This window comes from Duganella sp. Leaf61 (assembly GCF_001421905.1).
GTDB classification, from domain to species: domain Bacteria; phylum Pseudomonadota; class Gammaproteobacteria; order Burkholderiales; family Burkholderiaceae_D; genus Rugamonas; species Rugamonas zoogloeoides.
Window position 1 is genome coordinate 380,840 of sequence record NZ_LMLM01000031.1, and the last position, 19,006, is coordinate 399,845.

General features: G+C 63.2%; 15 protein-coding genes. 10 read left to right on the forward strand and 5 right to left on the reverse strand.

The window, feature by feature from the left end; genetic code table 11:
- The first annotated feature begins 71 nt into the window (after nucleotides 1-71).
- Nucleotides 72-2,837 carry a pitrilysin family protein gene (locus tag ASF04_RS23400; protein ID WP_056147114.1) on the forward strand — a complete coding sequence of 922 codons (2,766 nt, stop codon included), beginning with the start codon at nucleotides 72-74 and terminating at the stop codon, nucleotides 2,835-2,837.
- Between the two features lie 124 nt (nucleotides 2,838-2,961).
- Here ASF04_RS23400 and ASF04_RS23405 read toward each other — a convergent pair whose 3' ends face one another.
- From ASF04_RS23405 to ASF04_RS23415, 3 genes are all read right to left on the reverse strand, one after another.
- Entirely contained in the window at nucleotides 2,962-3,909 is a 948-nt protein-coding gene (locus tag ASF04_RS23405; RefSeq protein ID WP_082488969.1) for a DUF535 family protein, read from the reverse strand.
- Nucleotides 3,910-4,039: 130 nt separating this feature from the next.
- A complete protein-coding gene (locus tag ASF04_RS23410) occupies nucleotides 4,040-4,450 on the reverse strand; it encodes a TerB family tellurite resistance protein (protein WP_056147117.1) in 411 nt (136 codons plus the stop codon).
- Between the two features lie 55 nt (nucleotides 4,451-4,505).
- Nucleotides 4,506-5,462, reverse strand: coding sequence for a TerC family protein (locus tag ASF04_RS23415; RefSeq protein ID WP_056147118.1), 957 nt, complete (start codon nucleotides 5,460-5,462; stop codon nucleotides 4,506-4,508).
- Between the two features lie 142 nt (nucleotides 5,463-5,604).
- Here ASF04_RS23415 and nhaR point away from each other — a divergent pair, with 142 nt between their 5' ends.
- Nucleotides 5,605-6,525: a transcriptional activator NhaR gene (gene nhaR, locus ASF04_RS23420; RefSeq protein ID WP_056147120.1), complete on the forward strand. Its 921-nt coding sequence runs from the start codon at nucleotides 5,605-5,607 to the stop codon at nucleotides 6,523-6,525.
- 261 nt (nucleotides 6,526-6,786) lie between these two features.
- Nucleotides 6,787-7,506 (forward strand): NADPH-dependent F420 reductase, encoded by a 720-nt coding sequence (locus tag ASF04_RS23425; RefSeq protein ID WP_056147123.1) that lies wholly within the window; start codon nucleotides 6,787-6,789, stop codon nucleotides 7,504-7,506.
- A 102-nt stretch (nucleotides 7,507-7,608) separates the two neighbouring features.
- On the opposite strand, the gene ASF04_RS23430 is transcribed toward ASF04_RS23425, so the two are convergent.
- The gene (locus ASF04_RS23430) at nucleotides 7,609-10,287 is read right to left on the reverse strand and encodes a bifunctional acetate--CoA ligase family protein/GNAT family N-acetyltransferase (RefSeq protein WP_056147124.1); all 2,679 of its coding nucleotides are present in this window, start codon (nucleotides 10,285-10,287) and stop codon (nucleotides 7,609-7,611) included.
- A gap of 101 nt (nucleotides 10,288-10,388) precedes the next feature.
- Nucleotides 10,389-10,844, reverse strand: coding sequence for a fasciclin domain-containing protein (locus ASF04_RS23435; RefSeq protein WP_056147126.1), 456 nt, complete (start codon nucleotides 10,842-10,844; stop codon nucleotides 10,389-10,391).
- A gap of 217 nt (nucleotides 10,845-11,061) precedes the next feature.
- Here ASF04_RS23435 and ASF04_RS23440 point away from each other — a divergent pair, with 217 nt between their 5' ends.
- The 7 genes from ASF04_RS23440 (at nucleotide 11,062) to ASF04_RS23470 (ending at nucleotide 18,915) form a co-directional block, all read left to right on the forward strand.
- Nucleotides 11,062-11,742, forward strand: a complete 681-nt coding sequence (locus tag ASF04_RS23440; protein WP_056147128.1) for a DNA-binding protein — start codon at nucleotides 11,062-11,064, stop codon at nucleotides 11,740-11,742.
- Between the two features lie 35 nt (nucleotides 11,743-11,777).
- Complete coding sequence (locus tag ASF04_RS23445; protein WP_056147131.1) at nucleotides 11,778-12,443, forward strand: response regulator transcription factor; 666 nt, start codon at nucleotides 11,778-11,780, stop codon at nucleotides 12,441-12,443.
- Entirely contained in the window at nucleotides 12,433-13,803 is a 1,371-nt protein-coding gene (locus tag ASF04_RS23450; protein WP_056147132.1) for an ATP-binding protein, read from the forward strand. Before ASF04_RS23445 ends, ASF04_RS23450 begins: the two co-directional genes overlap by 11 nt.
- A 183-nt stretch (nucleotides 13,804-13,986) precedes the next feature.
- Nucleotides 13,987-14,388: a YgiW/YdeI family stress tolerance OB fold protein gene (locus tag ASF04_RS23455; RefSeq protein ID WP_056147134.1), complete on the forward strand. Its 402-nt coding sequence runs from the start codon at nucleotides 13,987-13,989 to the stop codon at nucleotides 14,386-14,388.
- Nucleotides 14,389-14,652: 264 nt separating this feature from the next.
- Nucleotides 14,653-17,319, forward strand: a complete 2,667-nt coding sequence (locus tag ASF04_RS23460; RefSeq protein ID WP_229205170.1) for a TonB-dependent receptor — start codon at nucleotides 14,653-14,655, stop codon at nucleotides 17,317-17,319.
- 127 nt (nucleotides 17,320-17,446) lie between these two features.
- On the forward strand, nucleotides 17,447-17,935 hold the full coding sequence (locus ASF04_RS23465) for a sigma-70 family RNA polymerase sigma factor (protein ID WP_056147137.1): 489 nt from the start codon (nucleotides 17,447-17,449) through the stop codon (nucleotides 17,933-17,935).
- The gene (locus tag ASF04_RS23470) at nucleotides 17,917-18,915 is read left to right on the forward strand and encodes a FecR domain-containing protein (protein WP_082488970.1); all 999 of its coding nucleotides are present in this window, start codon (nucleotides 17,917-17,919) and stop codon (nucleotides 18,913-18,915) included. The genes ASF04_RS23465 and ASF04_RS23470 overlap by 19 nt, the downstream gene beginning before the upstream one ends.
- The last annotated feature ends 91 nt before the right edge of the window (nucleotides 18,916-19,006 follow it).

The window sequence follows — 19,006 nt, forward strand, 5'->3', positions numbered from 1 at the left end:
TTCTCATTTGCAATAAAATAAAAGCGCGCCGGCACTGATGCCGGTGCGCTTTTTCTTTCAGGAGCCAGTGCATGACCATTTCGCTTCGCCGCACCATCCTTGCGGCGTCCATCGCCGTTTTCTCCGCTGCTTCGGCCTATGCGGCCGACGTCAAGCCGATGGCCAAGGCCGATATCGCCATCCCCGATATCGCGTACAAAAAATTCGTGCTCAAGAACGGGCTGACCCTGCTGGTGCATGAAGACCACAAGACGCCGGTGGTGGCGATCAATACCTGGTACCACGTCGGCTCCAAGAATGAAAAGCCGGGCAAGACCGGCTTCGCCCACCTGTTCGAACACCTGATGTTCAGCGGCAGCGACAATTTTAACCAGACCTACCTGAACGCCCTGCAGCGCATCGGCGCGACCGACCTCAACGGCACCACCAATCCCGACCGCACCAATTACTTCCAGAACGTGCCGACCTCGATGCTGGACTACGCGCTGTTTGCCGAGAGCGACCGCATGGGCCACCTGCTCGGCGTGCTCGACCAGAGGAAGCTCGATCTGCAACGCGGCGTGGTGCAAAACGAGAAACGCCAGGGCGAGAACCAGCCGTACGGCGTGACGCGCCAGCTGCTCACCGAGAATACCTGGCCGGCCGGCCACCCGTACTCGTGGACCACGATCGGCTCGATGGCCGACCTCGATGCGGCCACCATGGCCGACGTGACCGACTGGTTCAAGACCAACTACGGTCCGAACAACACCACGCTGGTGCTGTCGGGCGACATCACGCCGGAAGCAGCGCTCCAGAAGGTCGAGCAGTACTACGGCGATATCCCGGCCGGCCCGCCGCTGGCCAAGCACACCGAGTGGATCGCCAAGCGCACCGGCACCCACCGCAGCACGGTGCAGGACCGCGTGCCGCAGGCGCGCATCTACCGCGTGTGGAACGTGCCCGGCGCCAAGAGCGCCACGGAACCGCTGCTGGACCTGGGCGCCTATGTGCTGGGCGAAGGCAAGACCTCGCGCCTGTACAAGCGCCTGGTGTACAAGGAACAACTGGCGACCAGCGTAGCCACCAGCAATGCGTCATCCGAGATTGCCGGCCAGTTCTACATGGTGCTCACGGCCCGTCCCGGCGCCGACTCGCAAAAAATGGAACGCCAGGCCGACGAGGAATTGCAGGCGCTGCTCAAAAACGGCCCCACCGCTGCCGAGCTGGAGATTGCCAAGACCAAGATCCTGGCGCAATACACGCGCATCGTCGAACGCGTGGGCGGCTTCGGCGGCAAGAGCGATTTGCTGGCCAGCTGCCAGACCTACACCGGCAATCCCGACTGCTACAAGGACTACCTGAAGGCGGTCAAGGCGGCCACGCCCGCATCCGTCAAGCAGGCCATGAACGCCTGGCTGGCCGATGGCGACTTCGTGCTCGACGTGCAGCCGTTCCCGACCAACTACACCACCACCGCCAGGTTCGACCGCAGCAAGCCGCCAGCGCTGGGCAAGGCCGAATCGTTGAACTTGCCGGCGATGCAAAAGGCGACCTTGTCGAACGGCCTGAAAGTGGTGCTGGCCGAGCGCCATGCGGCGCCGGTGGTCAACCTGTCGCTGATTGTCGATGCCGGCTATTCGTCCGACTCGCACGAGCTGCCCGGCGTGGCCAGCCTGACCCTGGCGATGCTGGACGAAGGCACGCAAAAGCGCAACGCCGCGAAAATCAGCGAGGAAGTCGAATCGCTGGGCGCGCAGATTTCCAGCAACAACAACCTCGACGGTTCGTTCGTGCAGCTCAACGCGCTCAAGGCCACCTTGCCGCAAGCGCTGAACGTGTACGCCGACGTGGTGCTGCACCCGGCCTTCGAACAGAAGGAACTGGATCGCCTGCGCAAGGACCAGCTCGCCGCCATCGCGCGTGAAAAGACCAATCCGTCGGCCATGGCGCTGCGCGTGATTCCGGGCCTGATCTATGGCAAGGAACACGCCTATGGCTTGCCGCTGTCGGGCAGCGGCAACGAACAATCGGTGCTGCGTATCACCCGCGACGACCTGGTCAAGTATCACCAGAGCTGGTTCAAACCGAACAACGCCACCTTGCTGGTGGTGGGCGACACCACCCTGGCCGAAGTCGTACCGCAGCTGGAAAAAGCATTTGGCGGCTGGAAGGCTGGCGACGTGCCGAAGAAAAACATCGCGCAAGTGGCGCAACCGGAGAAAACCAGCGTGTACCTGATGGACAAGCCGGGCGCGCAGCAGAGCACGATTTACGCGGTGCAACTGGCGCCGCCGCGCAACGCGCCGGAAGCGGTGCAACTGGGCGTCGTCAACAACATTTTTGGCGGCAACTTCGGTTCGCGCATCAATATGAACCTGCGCGAGGACAAGCACTGGTCATACGGCGTGCGTTCGAGCGTGTTGCCGGCGCGCAGCCAGGGCCTGTACCTGAGCACGTCGCCGGTGCAAGCCGACAAGACCAAGGAGGCGTTGCAGGAGCTGGTGCGCGAGTATGGCAACATTGCCGGCGCCAAGCCGATCACCGAGGCCGAATTGAAGGAAGCGCAAGACAACTCGACCTTGTCGCTGCCGGGTTCGTTCGAGACCGCCGGCCAGCTGGGCGGTGCGTACAGCACCATCCTGCAATACCAGCTGCCGGAAGACTACTACAACACTTTCACCAACAAGATCACGTCCATGACGCCGGCCGACGCCAACGCATTGGCCAAGCGCGTGATCGAGCCGGGCAAGCTGGTGTGGGTCGTGGTGGGCGATGTGAAAAAGATCGAAGCCGGCGTGCGCGAGCTCAACCTGGGCGAAGTGCGCAAGGTGGATGCGGACGGCAACGTCCAGTAAGAAATATTGCCATTGAGACCACTGCGTTACGCAGGACGTTTGTAACGTAGTGTATCTCACATGAAAGCAGGTTCAATTACGTTTGTGTAATGGTCATTGCACGGATGTGATTGAACCTGTTTGTTTATGTGTTTGCAATGAGACACTCTTTGAGCAGGATGACTTGCGCCTGGGCTTCGATATCCTGACGAATCACGTTGCGCAGTTCACGGCGCTTGCGGGCGCGGCTGCGGTGCTTGGCAGGAATCGACTCGATCGGCTTGTCCGTAAACGGCAGGCCCACATGGTAAAACCGGCGCGGCGCTTCCACGCCCACCATCGGCATCCAGAACGCGTCGTAGTCGAAGGCGGTGCGTTGTCCGTCGGTCGGCAGCGCACTTTGCGCGCGGCCCCGGCCCATGCCCACCATGGTCTTGATACCCATTTCGTTTGCCAGCGTTTGCGCCGCGAATAACAGCATGTGCGCCGGCGAGACGTTGTTGCAGGCTTCGGTCGCCTGGCGGATCTGGGCGATCTTGCCGGCAATGCCCTGGATGCCCGAGACCAGCAACACCTGGCTGTCCGCTACGCCTGCCAGCGCACCCGGCGCAATGGAAAACGTCACAATACAGATATTTTCGCCATCCAGGTCCAGTGTCAGGCACAGGTCGCCGTCGTGGTTGTAGTTGTAAGGGTAGCGCAGCGCGATATCGTAGCGGCTGTCTTCGTGGGTATGGCGCCACAGGCCGAAGCCGCTGCTGCGCGACTTGCGCAGGAAGTCGGGCAGGAAATGCCGGGCCATGCTCTGGTGATGGTTGACCGCGACGGCCAGGCGCTCGGGAATGGAAAAGCTGGAACCGAGGTAATACTTGCGCAGGTAGCGGTAGCGGATGCCGGTATAGAAATCCTGCTGGTTGAGCAGGCCCAGGTCACCCAGCAGGCGCGACAGATGGAAGTGCCGGCGCAGGTGCAGCAGGTTGCGCGGCAGGCTGACAGCCTTGGACAGCGTTCGGCGAGCCATGTTGCGGCGTCCTGCAACGCCGGCAAGAACTGGTGCGCCAGGCAGCGTACCGTGGTTGGTAGATGCTTCCATTTATTTCACCCTAGACAATGTTAATGTTGTTTTGATCATTTATGCCTGCCCATTCTAGGGTCGGCTTATGTCAATAACATTACCTATTTGTAAGGATGATTTTGAGCGGGCAAGCCGCTCGGGGCGTAACTCAGGCCGCCGCTTCTTCCTTGATAAAGCGCGATTCGGCGGACCACATGGCGCAGGCGCGCGCCAGCAGGGTGGCTTCGGCATCGGCCAGCACGCCGTCGGCGTCGGCAATCGCCCACATGGCCCGCAACAGGCGGCGGCGCAGGTCGGGGTCGGTGACTTCGCCGAGCAGGCTGTCGATGGTGGCCGGCGCCAGTTCCACATGGCCCTGCTTGACCGAGCTGGTAAGCAAGTCGTTGCACAGGTCTTCCAGCAGGCCGTGGAAGGTGTCGATATCGATGTCGATGTGCTCGAGCAGGCGGGTGCGGGTGAGGGCGCGCAGTTCGGACGGCGCCAGTGCGCCATCGACCACCATGGCCAGGGCCACGATACGGCCAGCGGCGCTGGCAGTGTTTTCTTCATAATGTCGCATAGTCTTTTCCTTTTGGTTTGCCGGGCAAGCTGGTTTGCCCGGCATGTTTCAATGGTTACTTCTTACGAGTGGCGTACAGGCTGGCGATGACGCTACCAGCGATCAGCGATGCCACCACGGTCAGCGAAATGTGCACCGGAATGTGGATCCATGGCAGCAGCAGCATTTTCAGACCGATGAAGCAGAGCACCAGGGCCAGGCCATATTTGAGCAGGTGGAAACGGTCAGCCACGTCTGCCAGCAGGAAGTACAGCGCCCGCAAGCCCAAAATCGCAAACATATTCGACGTGAACACGATGAACGGATCGGAGGTGATCGCGAAGATCGCCGGGATCGAATCCACTGCGAAGATCAGGTCGGTCACTTCGATCAGGATCAGCACCAGGAACAGCGTGGTCACGTAGCGCTTGCCATCCTTGCTGACGATGAACTTCTCGCCGTGGTCGCCTTCCGACACCGGCAACACCTTGCGTGCCCACTTGAGCACGGGATTGTTTTTCACGTCCGGTTCTTCATCGACCGCCTTGAGCATTTTCAGGCCGGTGAACAGCAGGAACGCGCCGAACAGGTACAGTATCCACTTGAACTCGTTGACCACCCAGGCGCCTGCCAGGATCATCACGGCCCGCATCACGATCGCACCGAGCACGCCGTAGATCAGCACGCGGCGCTGGTATTCGGGCTTGACGCCGAACGCGGTAAAGATCAGCAGGAAGATAAACACGTTATCGACCGACAGCGCTTTCTCGATCAGGTAGCCGGACAGGAACTCGAGCGACTTTTGCTCGGCGATCTCCGGGCCCACCGTGCCTTTCAGGTAATACCAGAGGCCCGCATTGAACAGCAGCGCCAGGCTGAACCAGCCCAGCGACCACGCGCCCGCTTCCTTGATCGATACCTTGTGCGCCTTGTTGCCGCCGAAGACCCACAGGTCCAGCGCCAGCATCACCAGCACGAACGCCACGAACCCGGCCCACATGGGTGCCGTGGCAATATTTTCTAATCCGGTCATTGACGGTCCTCCTTGCATGAAAATAGATGAATGTTTTCGATTAACCCGAAGCCATCATAAGAGCGCACGATTGTTCGTGCAATTCGAATATACTTTATGAATTGATCGAAAATATCGATGTATCGAAAAATCGGAGGAATCTATGGCGACGGTATCGGCACTCAACTACAAGCATTTACGCTATTTCTGGATGGTGGCGCGCAGCGGCAGCATCGCCAAGGCGGCTGAGCAGCTGCACCTGACGCCGCAGTCGATCTCGGGCCAGTTGACGGAATTTGCTGACACGCTGGGCGTGGAATTGTTTCGCCGCGTGGGCCGGCGGCTGGAACTGACCGAAACCGGCAACCGCGTGCTGCGCCACGCCGAAGACATCTTCAGCGCCGGTGACGCCCTGCTCGACGTGGTGCGCGACCAGTCGGCCACCAAGGTGGGCAGCTTCCGGGTGGGAGTGTCCGATTCGGTCTCGAAAGCCGTGGCGTGCCGCCTGGTGGCGCCGGCGCTGTCGCTGGCCGAACCCACCAGGCTGATTTGCCGCGAGGGGCGACTGGCGGCGCTGCTGGCCGACATGGCCATCCACCGGCTCGACATGATCATCGCCGACCGCCCCATGCCCAGCCACCTGAGCGTGCGCGGCTACAACCACTTGCTGGGCGAGAGCGAACTGGGCGTGTTCGCGGCGCCGTCGCTGGCGGCCACGCTGACGGGCGAGTTTCCCGCCTGCCTGAACCATATGCCGCTGCTGCTGCCGGGCGAGGATTTTGCCGTACGCGCCAAGCTGATGCAGTGGCTGCACACCCACGTGCCGCGCCTGCACGTGGTGGGCGAGTTCGACGACAGCGCCATGATCAAGGCCTTCGGCGAGTCGGGCGCGGGGCTGTTCTTCGCCCCGGTCGCCATTGCCGAGACCCTGACCGATGCGTTCAACGGCCAGTCCGGCATGGTGCTGGTGGGGACCATCCCGGCACTGCGCGAGCAGGTGTATGCGATCACGACCGAGCGCCGCCTGAGCCACCCGGCCACGCAGGCGATCAGCCAGGCGGCGCGGCAGACGCTCACCGCCTGAGTAAACGAGCCGGGCGCACATGTCGCGCCAGCGTCATCTTTCTGATCAAGCATCGACCGGTTGCCCAACAGAACCGTACGACACGCCACTCAAGTTGATGTGTACCATCAAGGCAGTTTCTCAACGTTGTTTGATGAACACATAGCTGCAACTGCTGGCCCCGTACCACTCGTCAGCCGGAAAGCGTGTCTCGTTATGGCAGTTTTTAACTGTACCAAGAGCGCTTTCGTCGTGCATAACTTTTAAAAATGTGAGGATTTTATGAACATTGGAATCATTGGTGCCGGTCATATCGGCAGCGCGCTGGCAGTACGACTGGTCAGCCTGGGACACTCGGTGCATATCGCCAACTCTCGCGGGCCAGAAACGCTGCAAGACGTGGCACAGAAAACGGGCGCGAAGCCGGTGACGATTCAGGAAGCAGCCCGGCATGGCGACATTATCGTGGTCACCATTCCACTCAAGAATATTCCCAAGTTACCCAAAGACCTGTTCGCCGGCACTGCCGCCGATGTGCCAGTCATCGACACGAGCAACTATTACCCCATCCTGCGCGACGGCCACATGCCGGAATTGGAATCCGGTACCCTCACGGAAAGCGAATGGGTGCAGCAACATCTTGGCCGTCCGGTCATCAAGGTGTTCAACAACATTTTCGCCGAACATATTCGAACCAAGGGTTTGCCCCAGGGTGCTGCCGGCCGTATTGCACTGCCGGTCGCCGGCGACGACGCCGGGGCCAAGCAGAAAGTGATGGCGCTGGTCGAAGAACTGGGCTTTGATGCCGTCGATGACGGCAGCCTGCACGAATCCTGGCGTCAGCAACCGGGTACGCCATGTTACGGGGCCGATCTGCCGGCCGATCAACTGCGCGAGCTGTTCGACAAGCTGGGACCACAACGCAGCGAAGCGCAACACGCCGAGTACCTGGCAAACCACGCCAGGCTCCAGCGCGAAATGGCCGAAAAGGGTTCCACCTGAAGCAAGGTGTCGCAGCCTGGGCATCCGCTCTCAGCGGATGCTGGCACATTGCAAAATTCGAAGTACAGCGTTCCGGTCGATCCGGGAAGCGTTTCGTTTAAATCACAGCGCCTTCGAACACAGCCGGAAATCCGGATCCTCCTCGTACGGCCGGATCTGGAATCCCAAACTGGCCATCAATTTCAGCATGCCGCTGTTCTTGACCAGCACCAGGCCGTTGAGCTCCTTGAGTCCCTTATCGCGCGCCACGTCCATGATCGCCAGCATCAGCCGCGTGCCCAGGCCCTGGCCGCTGAAGCGGTCGTCCACTACCAGCGAAAATTCGCCGCTGCTGTCGTCCGGGTTGGCGATGTAGCGCGAGACGCCCAGTATCCGTTCGGCTTCGACGAAGCCGCCATCGGCGCCCGGCGTGCGCAGCGTTTGCACGGCGACCAGCGCCATTTCGCGGTCGTAGTCGATCAGCGTGTACTTGGCCAGCATCGGCACCGACAATTCGCGCAGCGATGATGCGAAGCGGTAGTAGCGCGACTTTTCCGACAGACCGCGCACGAACTCCTGCAGCATGAAGGCGTCGTCCGGCTGCACCGGCCGCAGCGTATATAAACCGCTGCCGCGCAGCGGCCATTGCTGGGTGTAGGCGGCCGGGTAGGGCAGGATGGCCAGGTGGTCGTACTTGTGCGACGACGGTGGCGCGGCATCGATGACGATGCGCGCATCGACTGCCAGCGCGCCGTATTCATCGACGATGAGCGGGTTGATATCGACCTCGCGCAGCTGCGGCAGCTCGCACACCATTTCCGATACGCGCAGCAGGATATGTTCGATCGCCTCGCGCTGCGCCGGCGGTGCGCCGCGCCATTCGCCCAGGGTATCGGCGGCGCGCACGCGGCCGATCAGGCGCTGCGCCAGGAACTGGTTCAAGGGCGGCAGCTCGGTGGCGCGGTCGGCGATCAGTTCGATCATGGTGCCACCGGCTCCAAAGCTGATCGCGGGTCCGAACAGGCGGTCGGTGGATACGCCGATGAACAGCTCACGGCCATGGCGCTTGCCGGCCATTTTTTGCAAAGTGACGCCGTTGATGGTGGCGTCGGGACGCAGGCGGCGCACGGTGGCCAGCATGTCGTCGTAAGTGTCGCGCACGCCGGCGGCGGTGAGCACGTTGAGCGCCACGCCCTGCACGTCGGATTTATGGCTGATGTCGGGCGAGTCGATCTTCATCGCCACCGGGTACCCGAGCTGGCTGGCGATCAGCACCGCTTCGGTGGCGCTGCGCGCGAGCATGGTGGGCGTGATCGGGATGTGGAAGGCGGCCAGCAAGGCTTTCGATTCCATTTCGGTCAGCACCTTGCGGCGCTCGGCCAGCACGCTTTCGATGAGCAGGCGCGCGCCGTCGAGGTCGGGGTCCGCCAGTTGCGACAGCGGTGGCGGGGTTTGATGCAGCAGTTGCTGGTTCTGGTAGAACGACGCGATGTTGGAAAAACCATCGACCGCCGCTTCGGGCGTGCGGAACGTGGCCAGGCCGGCCGTATTGATCACCTGGCGCGCTTCGATCACCTGGCTGTCGCCCATCCAGCAGGTAAGCAGCGGCTTGCCCAGGCCGGCGTTGAGGGCGCTGACGGCGCGCGCCACGCCGGCCGGATCGCCACCGAGCTTGGGCGAGTAGATGACCAGGATGCCATCGACCTGGCTGTCGCGCGCGCAGGCCAGCACCGCTTCGCGGTAGGCGTCGGCGCTGGCGTCTTCGCCCAGGTCGAGCAGGTTCGATAGCGTGGCGTGTTCCGGCACTAGCGGGCGCAGCGCATCGACGCTGGTGGTGGACAGGTGCGCCAGTTGCAGGCCCAGTTCGTGGATCCAGTCGGCCGCCAGCACGCCGGGGCCGCCGCCGTTGGTGACCACGGCCAGCCGTGGCCCCACCGGCCGGTAACGCGACGCCAGGCACTTGGCGGCCGAGAACAGCTGGACGAACGATTTCACACGTACCGCGCCGGTGCGGCGCAGCGCCGCATCGAACACCACGTCGCTGAGCACCATCGCACCCGAGTGGGTCAATGCCGCCTGCGAAGCGGCGGTGGCGTTGCCGGCCTTGAGCACGATCACCGGCTTGGTATTGGCCGCGCCACGCAGCGCCGACAGGAAGCGGCGCGCATTGGTGAGCCCCTCCATGCAGATGACGATGCTGTGGGTGGCCGGATCGGTGGCAAGAAAATCCAGCGTTTGCGCCAGGTCTACCGCCGTGCTGGGGCCGAGCGAAACGACTGCAGACAACCCCACGGCGTTCTTGTCGGCCCAGTCGAGAATGGCGGTGGTGAGCGCGCCCGATTGCGAGATCAGCGCCAGGCTGCCGGGACGGGCCAGCGGGCCGGCCACGCTGGCGTTCAGGTGCAGGCGCGGGCGCTGGTAGCCGAGGCAATTGGGGCCGAGCAGGTGGATCTCGTGGCGCTTGGCGATGGCGACCAGCGCCGTGGCCAGCGCCGGATCGACGCTCGACGACAGGATCAACGCCGCGCGGCACTGGATGCGGCCGGCCACCTCGAGCGCAAACGCCAGCTGGTCGTGCGGCAGCGCGATCACGGCCAGGTCGGCGCGCGACTGCGCCAGGTCGGCCAGGGTGCCCGTCATGCCGATGTCGAGATAGCTGACCGGGCCGGTGAAGCCGCCTTGTTCCAGCTGCGCGCGGATGCTGCGGCCGTACGTGGTCTGGCTGTCCGGCTGGTCATCGCGGCCGGCAAAGACGACGATGGACTTGGGAGCGAACAGCGGGGTAAGGTAGTGGTTATCCATGCGGCGATGATAGCGCAAAAGCCCATAAAAAAACGCCACCCGGTGGGTGGCGAAATCGCTGCGGAGAGGAACTCGCCGGGTACCCCGGCACTACCAGGGAATTATTTTGGCATCAACACGGTGTCGATCACGTGGATCACGCCGTTGTCGGCCGCGATGTCGGTCTTGGTCACGTGGGCCTTGTCGACCATCACCTTGTCGCCCTTGACGGCCACTTTGACGGAGGCGCCTTCGACGGTTTTGACGTCACCGGACTTCACATCGGCTGCCATCACCTTGCCCGGCACCACGTGGTAGGTCAGCACCTTGGTCAGGGCGGCCTTGTCTTTCAGAAGTGCGTCCAGTTTGGCTTTAGGGATCTTGGCGAACGCCGCATCGGTTGGCGCGAACACGGTGAACGGGCCCGGACCTTTCAGGGTGCTTTCCAGGCCGGCCGCCTGCACTGCCGTGACCAGGGTGTTGAAGGAACCGGCCGCTTTCGCGGTATCGACGATGTCTGCTGCCTGGGCGGCGCCGAATGCCATGGTGAACGCTGCTGCCATCAAAAATTTCTTCATTTTCCTGCTCCTTGGAGTGGTGGTTGAACCGGTCTTTGAACCGGCATGTGTGTCAATTTATCCATCAAACTGTGGCATGTATACCGTGCGCAGGGTGATGATGTGTAGATATCGGTTCAAAGGCGGTTCGACGACTGTTGCAAACTCATCCCATTGCCGATGGGAAAAATGGGTCTTTTCGTTTATATTGGCCGTCTCACCTTATTCGGAGCAAGTCATGGCAAGTGCAGGCATCACCTTCGACGCCGTCGCGGCAGCGGCAGCCGGTTTGCAGGGCAACGGTCAGCCGGTCACCATCGAGACCGTCAGCGCCGCGCTGGGCGAGCCGGCGTCGATCGGCCTGCACAAGCACCTGGCGGCCTGGCGCAGTGCGCAAGCGCAATCTGCGCCGGTGCCCGCGCCCGAAATGCCGGCCGAGCTGGTGGCCGCGCTGGCCGGTTGGGCCAAGCAATACGCGGACGAGGCGGGCGCCGCCAACCGCGCCGGGCTGGAGCAAACCGGCGGCGACCTCGATGCCTTGCTCGACGCCAGCGCCCAGCTCGAAGCCGAGCGCGACACGGTCACCGCCGCCCGCGACGAGGCGCTGGAAATCCTCGCCGAGCGTGACGAACAGATCGAACGCCTGCAGGCTGAACTGCGCAACGCGCGCCAGATCGCCACCGATGCCCTGGTAGGTAAAGCCAAGGACCACCTGGCCATCGAAGGCAAGGACAGCCAGCTGGCCGACCTGCGCGCGCAACTCGAGCGCAACGTGGCCGCTGCCGCCGCCGATTCCGACCGCCGCCTGGTAGCCGAAATGGAACTGGTGGGCGCGATCACCGCACGCGACAACTTCGCTGCCGAGATCCAGGAACTGCGCGCACGGCTCGACGCCCGCCAGGTGCGCGGCATAGGTTAAGACTCACTTCATCTTCGATCCGCACACTCGCTTCCATGCGCATCCTGTTAGTCGAAGACGACACCTCCCTTGGCGAAACCATCCTGGCCTGGCTGCGGCTCGACCAGCACGCGGTCGACTGGGTGCGCCGGGGCGACTCGGCGCAAACTGCGCTCATGACGCACCGCTACGACTGCGTGCTGCTCGACCGTGGCCTGCCCGGCATGACCGGCGACGCCCTGCTGGCCGAGCTGCGCGGCGCCGGCAACCGCGTGCCGGTGATCCTGATCACCGCCTTCAACGCCCTGGCCGACCGCGTCGAGGGACTGGACCTGGGCGCCGACGACTACCTGGTCAAACCGTTCGAGCTCGAGGAAATGTCGGCCCGCATCCGTGCCGCCGTGCGGCGCGGCGCCGACCAGGTCAGCAACGCGCTGGTGCACGACGACCTGGCGCTCAACCTGGAAACCAAGCAGGCCAGCCTGGCCGGCCAGCCGGTGGCGCTCACCGCGCGCGAATACAACGTGCTGTACGCGCTGATGCTGCGCAAAAACAGCATCGTCTCGCGCGCCCAGATCGAGGAAACCCTGTACGGCTGGGGCGACGAGGTGGAGAGCAACGCCATCGAGGTCTATATCCACAACCTGCGCAAGAAACTCGGCGGCGAGCAGATCGTCACCGTGCGCGGGCTTGGCTACCGGCTCAAGCACGATGGCGACTGAACCGCTGGCGCGCCCCTGGTCGCTGCGCCGCCGCCTGCTGGCCGCCATCGTCGCTGCCAGCACCGTGCTGTGGCTGGCCAGCCTGGGCATCGTCACTTATATCGCCTGGCACGAAACCAACGAAGTTTTTGACGACGCGCTCGAGGAATCGGGCTACATGCTGCTGGCCGCCACCACCGACTGGAACGAGCGCGGTCTGCTGTCGCGCGCGCGTGCAGGCGGCACCAGCGAGCGCAAGGTCGATATGCAGTACCAGATCGTGGTCGATGGCCGCGTCCTGCAACGCACCAGCGGCGCGCCGGCCACACCGTTCGTGGCCGGCTTCGACGACGACCACGGCTTTGCCGACCCGCGCCTGGGCAAGCAGCGCTGGCGCGTGTTCGTGGTGCGCGATGACGAACGTCGCTTCGAGGTACAGGTGGGACAATTGCACAAGAAGCGGCTCGACATCCTGGAAGAGCTGGCCGAACACCTGTGGCTGCCTGTCGCCGGTTTTCTGGCCTTGCTGGCGGTGGTGTGCTGGCTGCTGATCCACCGCGTGCTCAAGCCATTGCGCCAGACCGCTTCCGCGATTGCCGCCAAGACGCCGCACGACCTGGCGCTGGTGGCAACCGCTGGCCAGCCGCGCGAACTGCTGCCCATCGTGCAGGCGCTCAACGGCGTGCTGGGCCGGCTCGATGCCGCCTTGCAGGCCGAACGCCGCTTTACCGCCGACGCCGCGCACGAGCTGCGCACGCCGCTGGCCGGCCTGCACATGCACGTGCAGCTGTTGCAGCGCCAGCACCCGGATGCCGCGCTGGCGGCGCCGTTCAAAAAGCTGCGCGACGATATCGCTCGCGTGACGGCGCTGGTGGACAGCCTGCTGGCGCTGGCGCGGCTCGACCCGGTCATGCGCGAACAACTGGCGACCGAGGCAGTGCCGCTGGCGCCGCTGTGCGAACAACTGCGCGCCACGCTGGCCGATACCGCCGCCCGGCGTGGCCTCACGCTGGTGCTGCGCTGCGCCGACGCAGTGGCGCAGGCCAATCCGGCCATGCTGCAAATCGCCGTGCGCAATGTGCTCGATAACGCGGTGCGCTATTGCCCGGACGGCGCCCGCATCGAGCTCGATGCCGTGCAGGCGGCCGGGCGTATCGTCATCACGGTGCGCGATAACGGTCCCGGCGTGGATACGGCCAGCCGCCAGCGCCTGTCCGAACGGTTCTTCCGCGTGCTCGGGCACGCAGCAGGGCAGGGCGGCAGCGGGCTCGGACTGTCGATCGTGCAGCGCATCGTCGAGCTGCATGGCGGCACGCTGGGCTTCGGAGCCGGCCTGGATGGACGTGGCCTCGGGGTGACGTTCGATGTGCCGGCACATTAAAAGAACCTCGAAAACCTACTGCGCGGTCCGCTATCGCCGTTCCGTTGCTCAGCGTACCTCCGTACGCTTCCGCTACTCGCGACGATAACGAACCGCTCGCTACGGTTTTTCGAGGTTCCGTTAAGATACGGTTAATGTCCAGTCGGTGTAATGCGTCCAAGCCCACCACGAAAGGACCACACCATGAAACGCTTCATTCAAGTTACCTGCCTGACCGCACTGCTCGCCGGTTCGACCTTCGCCATCGCCCAGTCCGGCGGTTACACCGGCCCGACATCGAAGCCTGCCGCTACCGGGTACACCGGCCCGTCCAGCGTAGCGATGACCACCGCCAAGGAATTGCTGGCCAACGGCAAGGACGACCAGTACGCCAAGCTCAAGGGCAAACTGACCAGCCACAAGGGCGGCGAAGACTACGAGTTCACCGATGCCAGCGGCAAGATCACGGTGGAAATTGACGCCAAGCACTTCCCGCAGGGTGTCAACATCGACCAGAACACGGTGGTCGAACTGACCGGCGAGTTCGACAAGGAAACCTTTGGCGAATCGATCTTCGACGTCAAACAGGTCAAGATTGCTCAATAATTGCCAAGAATTTGAGCGGGAACAGTCTCATTTTGACATCAAAAACCGGAGCGACCGTGCGTTCCGGTTTTTTTTCGCACCCCGCAAAGGCCCGGTATTGCACGAAAACAGTGCGAAAGACCCTATTGACATAGTAGTTTCGGTATCGGTGCGCGCAAAAAATTGATTGGTTCAGAAAATGCGCGCTCTCTAAGATGGCACCGGTTGCATTGGGTCATCGGTCCAGTGCACCAACAAAAAAATAGAACACTGGAGAGAGATATCATGAGCGCACACCCAACCGGGCGTCACGCAGCGTCCCCACGCATGCAAATCAAACTGACCGTTGCCATCCTGGCCGGCGCCGGCATCCTGAGCAGCGCGTCGGTCTGGGCGCAGAACGCCCAGGTCGTCGCCGAGCAAGAGGCCGCCGCACCGGTGAGCGCGGTGACCTCGGTCACCGTTACCGGCGTGCGCCGCGCGGCGCAGAGCGCCCAGAACATCAAGAAAAATGCCGACGACGTGATCGACTCCATCGTCGCCGAAGAAGCCGGTAAATTCCCCGACAAAAACGTCGCCGAAATTCTTGGCCGCGTGACCGGCGTGCAGGTCCTGCGCGCGGGCGGCGAGGCCAGCTCCGTGATCATCCGTGGCTTGCCCGGCCTGACCACGCTGCTCAACGGCCGCGAAGTCTATACGTCCAATGGCCGTAACCTGTACCTGGCCGACATTCCCACCACCATGCTCTCGCGCATCGACGTCTACAAGACGCAAAGCGCCGACATGGTGGAGGGCGGCACCGCCGGCGTGATCGACGTGCGTACCGCGCGCCCGTTCGACTTTGCCGGCTTCTCGGGCAACCTGGCTGCGCGCGTGGAAGACCGCGACAAATCGAACACCCGCGACCCGCAGGTATCGGGCATGGTCTCGAACCGCTGGAAAACCGCGTACGGCGACTTCGGCGCGCTGTTCGGCCTGTCGTACCAGCTGGGCCGCTACCATGACGAAGCGACGTGGAGTTCGCCACCATCGAATACCGTGACCAGCGACCCCACCATCACCGGTCCGTTCGACGTGGGACACACCAACGGCCGGGGCGAACGCACCCGCTACACCGGCAACTGGGCGTTCCAGTGGCGGCCATCGAACACCGTTGAACTGTACGCGGAAGGCTGGTCCACCCGCATCGATCACGACATGGAACGCCAGTTCATGATCAGCGGCCTGGGCTGGAATGCCGACAGCAAGTACACGCTGTTCCCTGGCACCAAGCAGGTCGATACCGTAACCTCGACCGGCAACCTGAACGCGCTGAGCTCGAACCAGACGCCGCAGGACGATTCGGAAACCCACCAGGCCGCCATTGGCGGACGCTGGAACGTGTCGCCGTCGCTCAAGGTCAGCAGCGAATTCGTACACACCTACAGCAAGTGGAAGCAGGACATGCCGATCATGGAGATGAACGCGCATCCCACCACGATCACGGCCAGCACCTACAAGGACGGCGGCGCCTATTACAACTACCCTGGCTACAACATGCTGGATCCGAACAACTACACGCTCGGCGCCTTCATCGATAACTGGCAGCGCTCGGGCGGCAGTTCGAACGACTGGCGCGGCGACGTCACCTGGAACGCCGGCGAAGAGCACTTCTTCCGCGAGTTCTCGGGTGGCGTACGCCTGGCCAAGCGCAAATCGTCATACCAGCACGAGAGCAACAACTTCCTGGACGTGCCAAGAGCAGGCACTCCGCCAGTCTCAACCTTGCCAGCCGTTTCATCGTTGCCAGGACTGACCTGCCCGTCGATGCCGCTGGCCAACGACTACGGTATGAACCGCTGGCTGGTGATCTGTGAGCAGTACCAGCACGCCAACATCGACGCCTGGCGCAAGCTGTACGGCCGCGAACAGGCCGGCCGGAGCCCTGCCGATCCGTACTCGCTCTACACCAACAGCGAAGACACCAGCGCGTTCTACGGCAAGACCCGCTTCGGCTTCGACGCCGGCCCGGTACCGATCGAAGGTACGCTGGGTGTACGCGTGGTCAAGACCGACCTCGACGTGAATGGCTTCAGCAACATCGGCGGCAAACAGGTGGCCGTACACCGCAACGTGTCGGACACTGACGTGCTGCCCAACCTGACTCTCAAGGCCAGCCTGACCGACAAACTGATTGCCCGCTTCAACGCCGGCAAGGCGATCCAGCGTCCCAACTTCGGCGATTTCAACCCCGGCGTCTCGCTGGGCACGATCAAGGATAGCCAGGGCAATCTCGCCGGCAGCGGCGGCAACCCGGACCTCAAACCGGTGACCGGCAAGAACGCCGACATCGCGCTGGAATGGTACTTTGCGCCGACCGGCAGCCTGACCGCCACCGTGTTCAAGCACAAGTTCGAGAACTACATCATCCCCGCGACGGACCTGGAGATGATCGACGGCCAGCCATATCTGATGACCCGTCCGCGTAACGTCAACAAGGGCCAGCTCGAGGGTGTGGAATTCGGCTACCGCCAGTTCTTCGATTTCCTGCCTGGCTGGCTGGGCGGCTTCGGCATGGAAGCGAACTACACGTACCTGAAGGGCCACCTGGTCGATCAGGGCGTGGAAAAGCCGTTCCAGGGCCTGTCCAAAAACTCGTACAACATCGTTGGCCTGTATGAACGCGGACAGTGGTCGGCACGCCTGGCCTACAACTGGCGTAGCAAGTTTGTCGATGTTTTCAACTATCGCAACCTGCCGGCCCCGGTGGGCCCGCTGGACCTGATCGTCGATCCGATCAAGACCGCCGATGCGTCGATCTCGTACCGCGTGACCGACAACCTGGGCTTCACGCTGGACGTGGAAAACCTGCTGAACCGCACGTACCACGACTACCATGGTATCGCCAGCAACCCGCGCGACATCCGCCGTTATGACCGCGTGGTCGGCCTGACCATGCGCCTGAAGTTCTAAGCAGTCATCAGCGTCAAACCAGCGCACTGTGCGGCCTCCAGCCCACAGTGCGTTTTAATTTGCTTGCCACTCATCCACTTTTAAATGATAATAGTTCTCATTTAATTCTGGATGGGCAGGGCCGATAGTGGATGTCAGTGTAGAAAGTTTGTATCGCGAACACCGGCCGTGGCTAACCGGCTGGCTGCGCGCGCGCCTTGGACACTGCTCCGACCGCGCTGCTGACTTCGCGCAAGATACTTTCGTGCGCATCCTGCAATCGGGCGCCTGCGTGGCCGACGTGACGCAGCCGCGTTCGTACCTGGCCACCATCGCGCGCGGCCTGATGATCGATCATTTCCGCCGCCACGACATCGAGCAGGCCTACCTGGCCGAGCTGGCGCTGGTGCCGCCCGCGCTGCAACCATCGCTCGAAGAACGCGCCATCCTGCTTGAAACCCTGCTCACCATCGACCGCCTGCTGGCCGACCTGGGCCCCAAGGTGCGCCAGGCGTTCCTGCTGGCGCAGGTGGAGGGGCTGGACCAGGCCACCATCGCCGCGCAGCTCGGAGTGTCGGTAAGCAGTGTCAAAAAATATATGCAGCAGGCGGTGGTGCAATGCCTGAAGTGCCTGTGATGACATCAGCGCCGTCCGCCGCCGCTGCTGCCGACTTGCCGCTGGAAGCGGCGGCCGACTGGTTCCTGCTGCTGGCCGAGGATGACTCGTCCGAGAACCGCCGGCGCTGGCAGCGCTGGCACGACGCCGATCCGTCCAATCGCTGGGCGTGGGAAAAAGTGGAAAAGCTGCAAAGCCTGCTGGCGGCGGCGCCGCGCCAGGCGCCGCATGTATTCCAGCAGACCGACCGCAAGCAGGCCGAGCGCCAGAGCCACAGCACCCGGCGCCAGGTTCTCGCCATGCTGGGCGTGATCGCCACCGGCGCCATCGGCTACCGGCTGGCATCCAGCTGGCAGGGCGCGGCGGATGTGCCGCACATCGAATGGATCGTCGCCGCCAAAGGCGAGCGGCGCGAAGTGGCCTTGCCTGACGGCGGCCGCTTGTGGCTCGCGTCCGGCACCCGGGTGGGAATTGCCTACGATGCCAATCACCGCGACCTGTACCTGACCGCCGGCGTGCTGCAACTGACCAGCGGGCGCGATCCGCAGGGCCGCACGCTGCGCATCCTGGCGCGCGATGGCGTGATCCGGCCGCTGGGCACGCGCCTGACCGTGAGCCTGTTCGATACCCACACCGTGCTGGCAGTGCAGCAAAGCGCGGCCGAGGCGCAACCGCTGTCCGGTTCGCGGGTGCGGGTGGAAGCGGGGCAGCGCGTGCTGTTTTCCAAAACCGCCAGCGGCCGCCCGGAAGCCGCACTGTTCCCGGAAGACGCCTGGACCCGGGGCCTGCTCACCGCGCTCAACATGCCGCTGACCGAATTTGCCGAGCGCTTCGCGCTGTACTCGGGGCAGCGCATCGAGGTGGCGCCGGCGCTGGCGGTGCGACGCGTCTCCGGCACCTTCCGCATCGACGCCGCCGAGCGCTCGCTGCACACCCTAGCCGACGGCCTCGGGCTGCGCCTGGACCAGGCCGGCGACGGCTGGCGCCTGCGGCCCAGATAGGCTTGCCCGAAGGGCGCAAAAAATATTTTGCAAAAAGACGGTACTTTTTGACTGGTGATCCGGCCTACAGGGAAGTCGATCACTTTTCCAT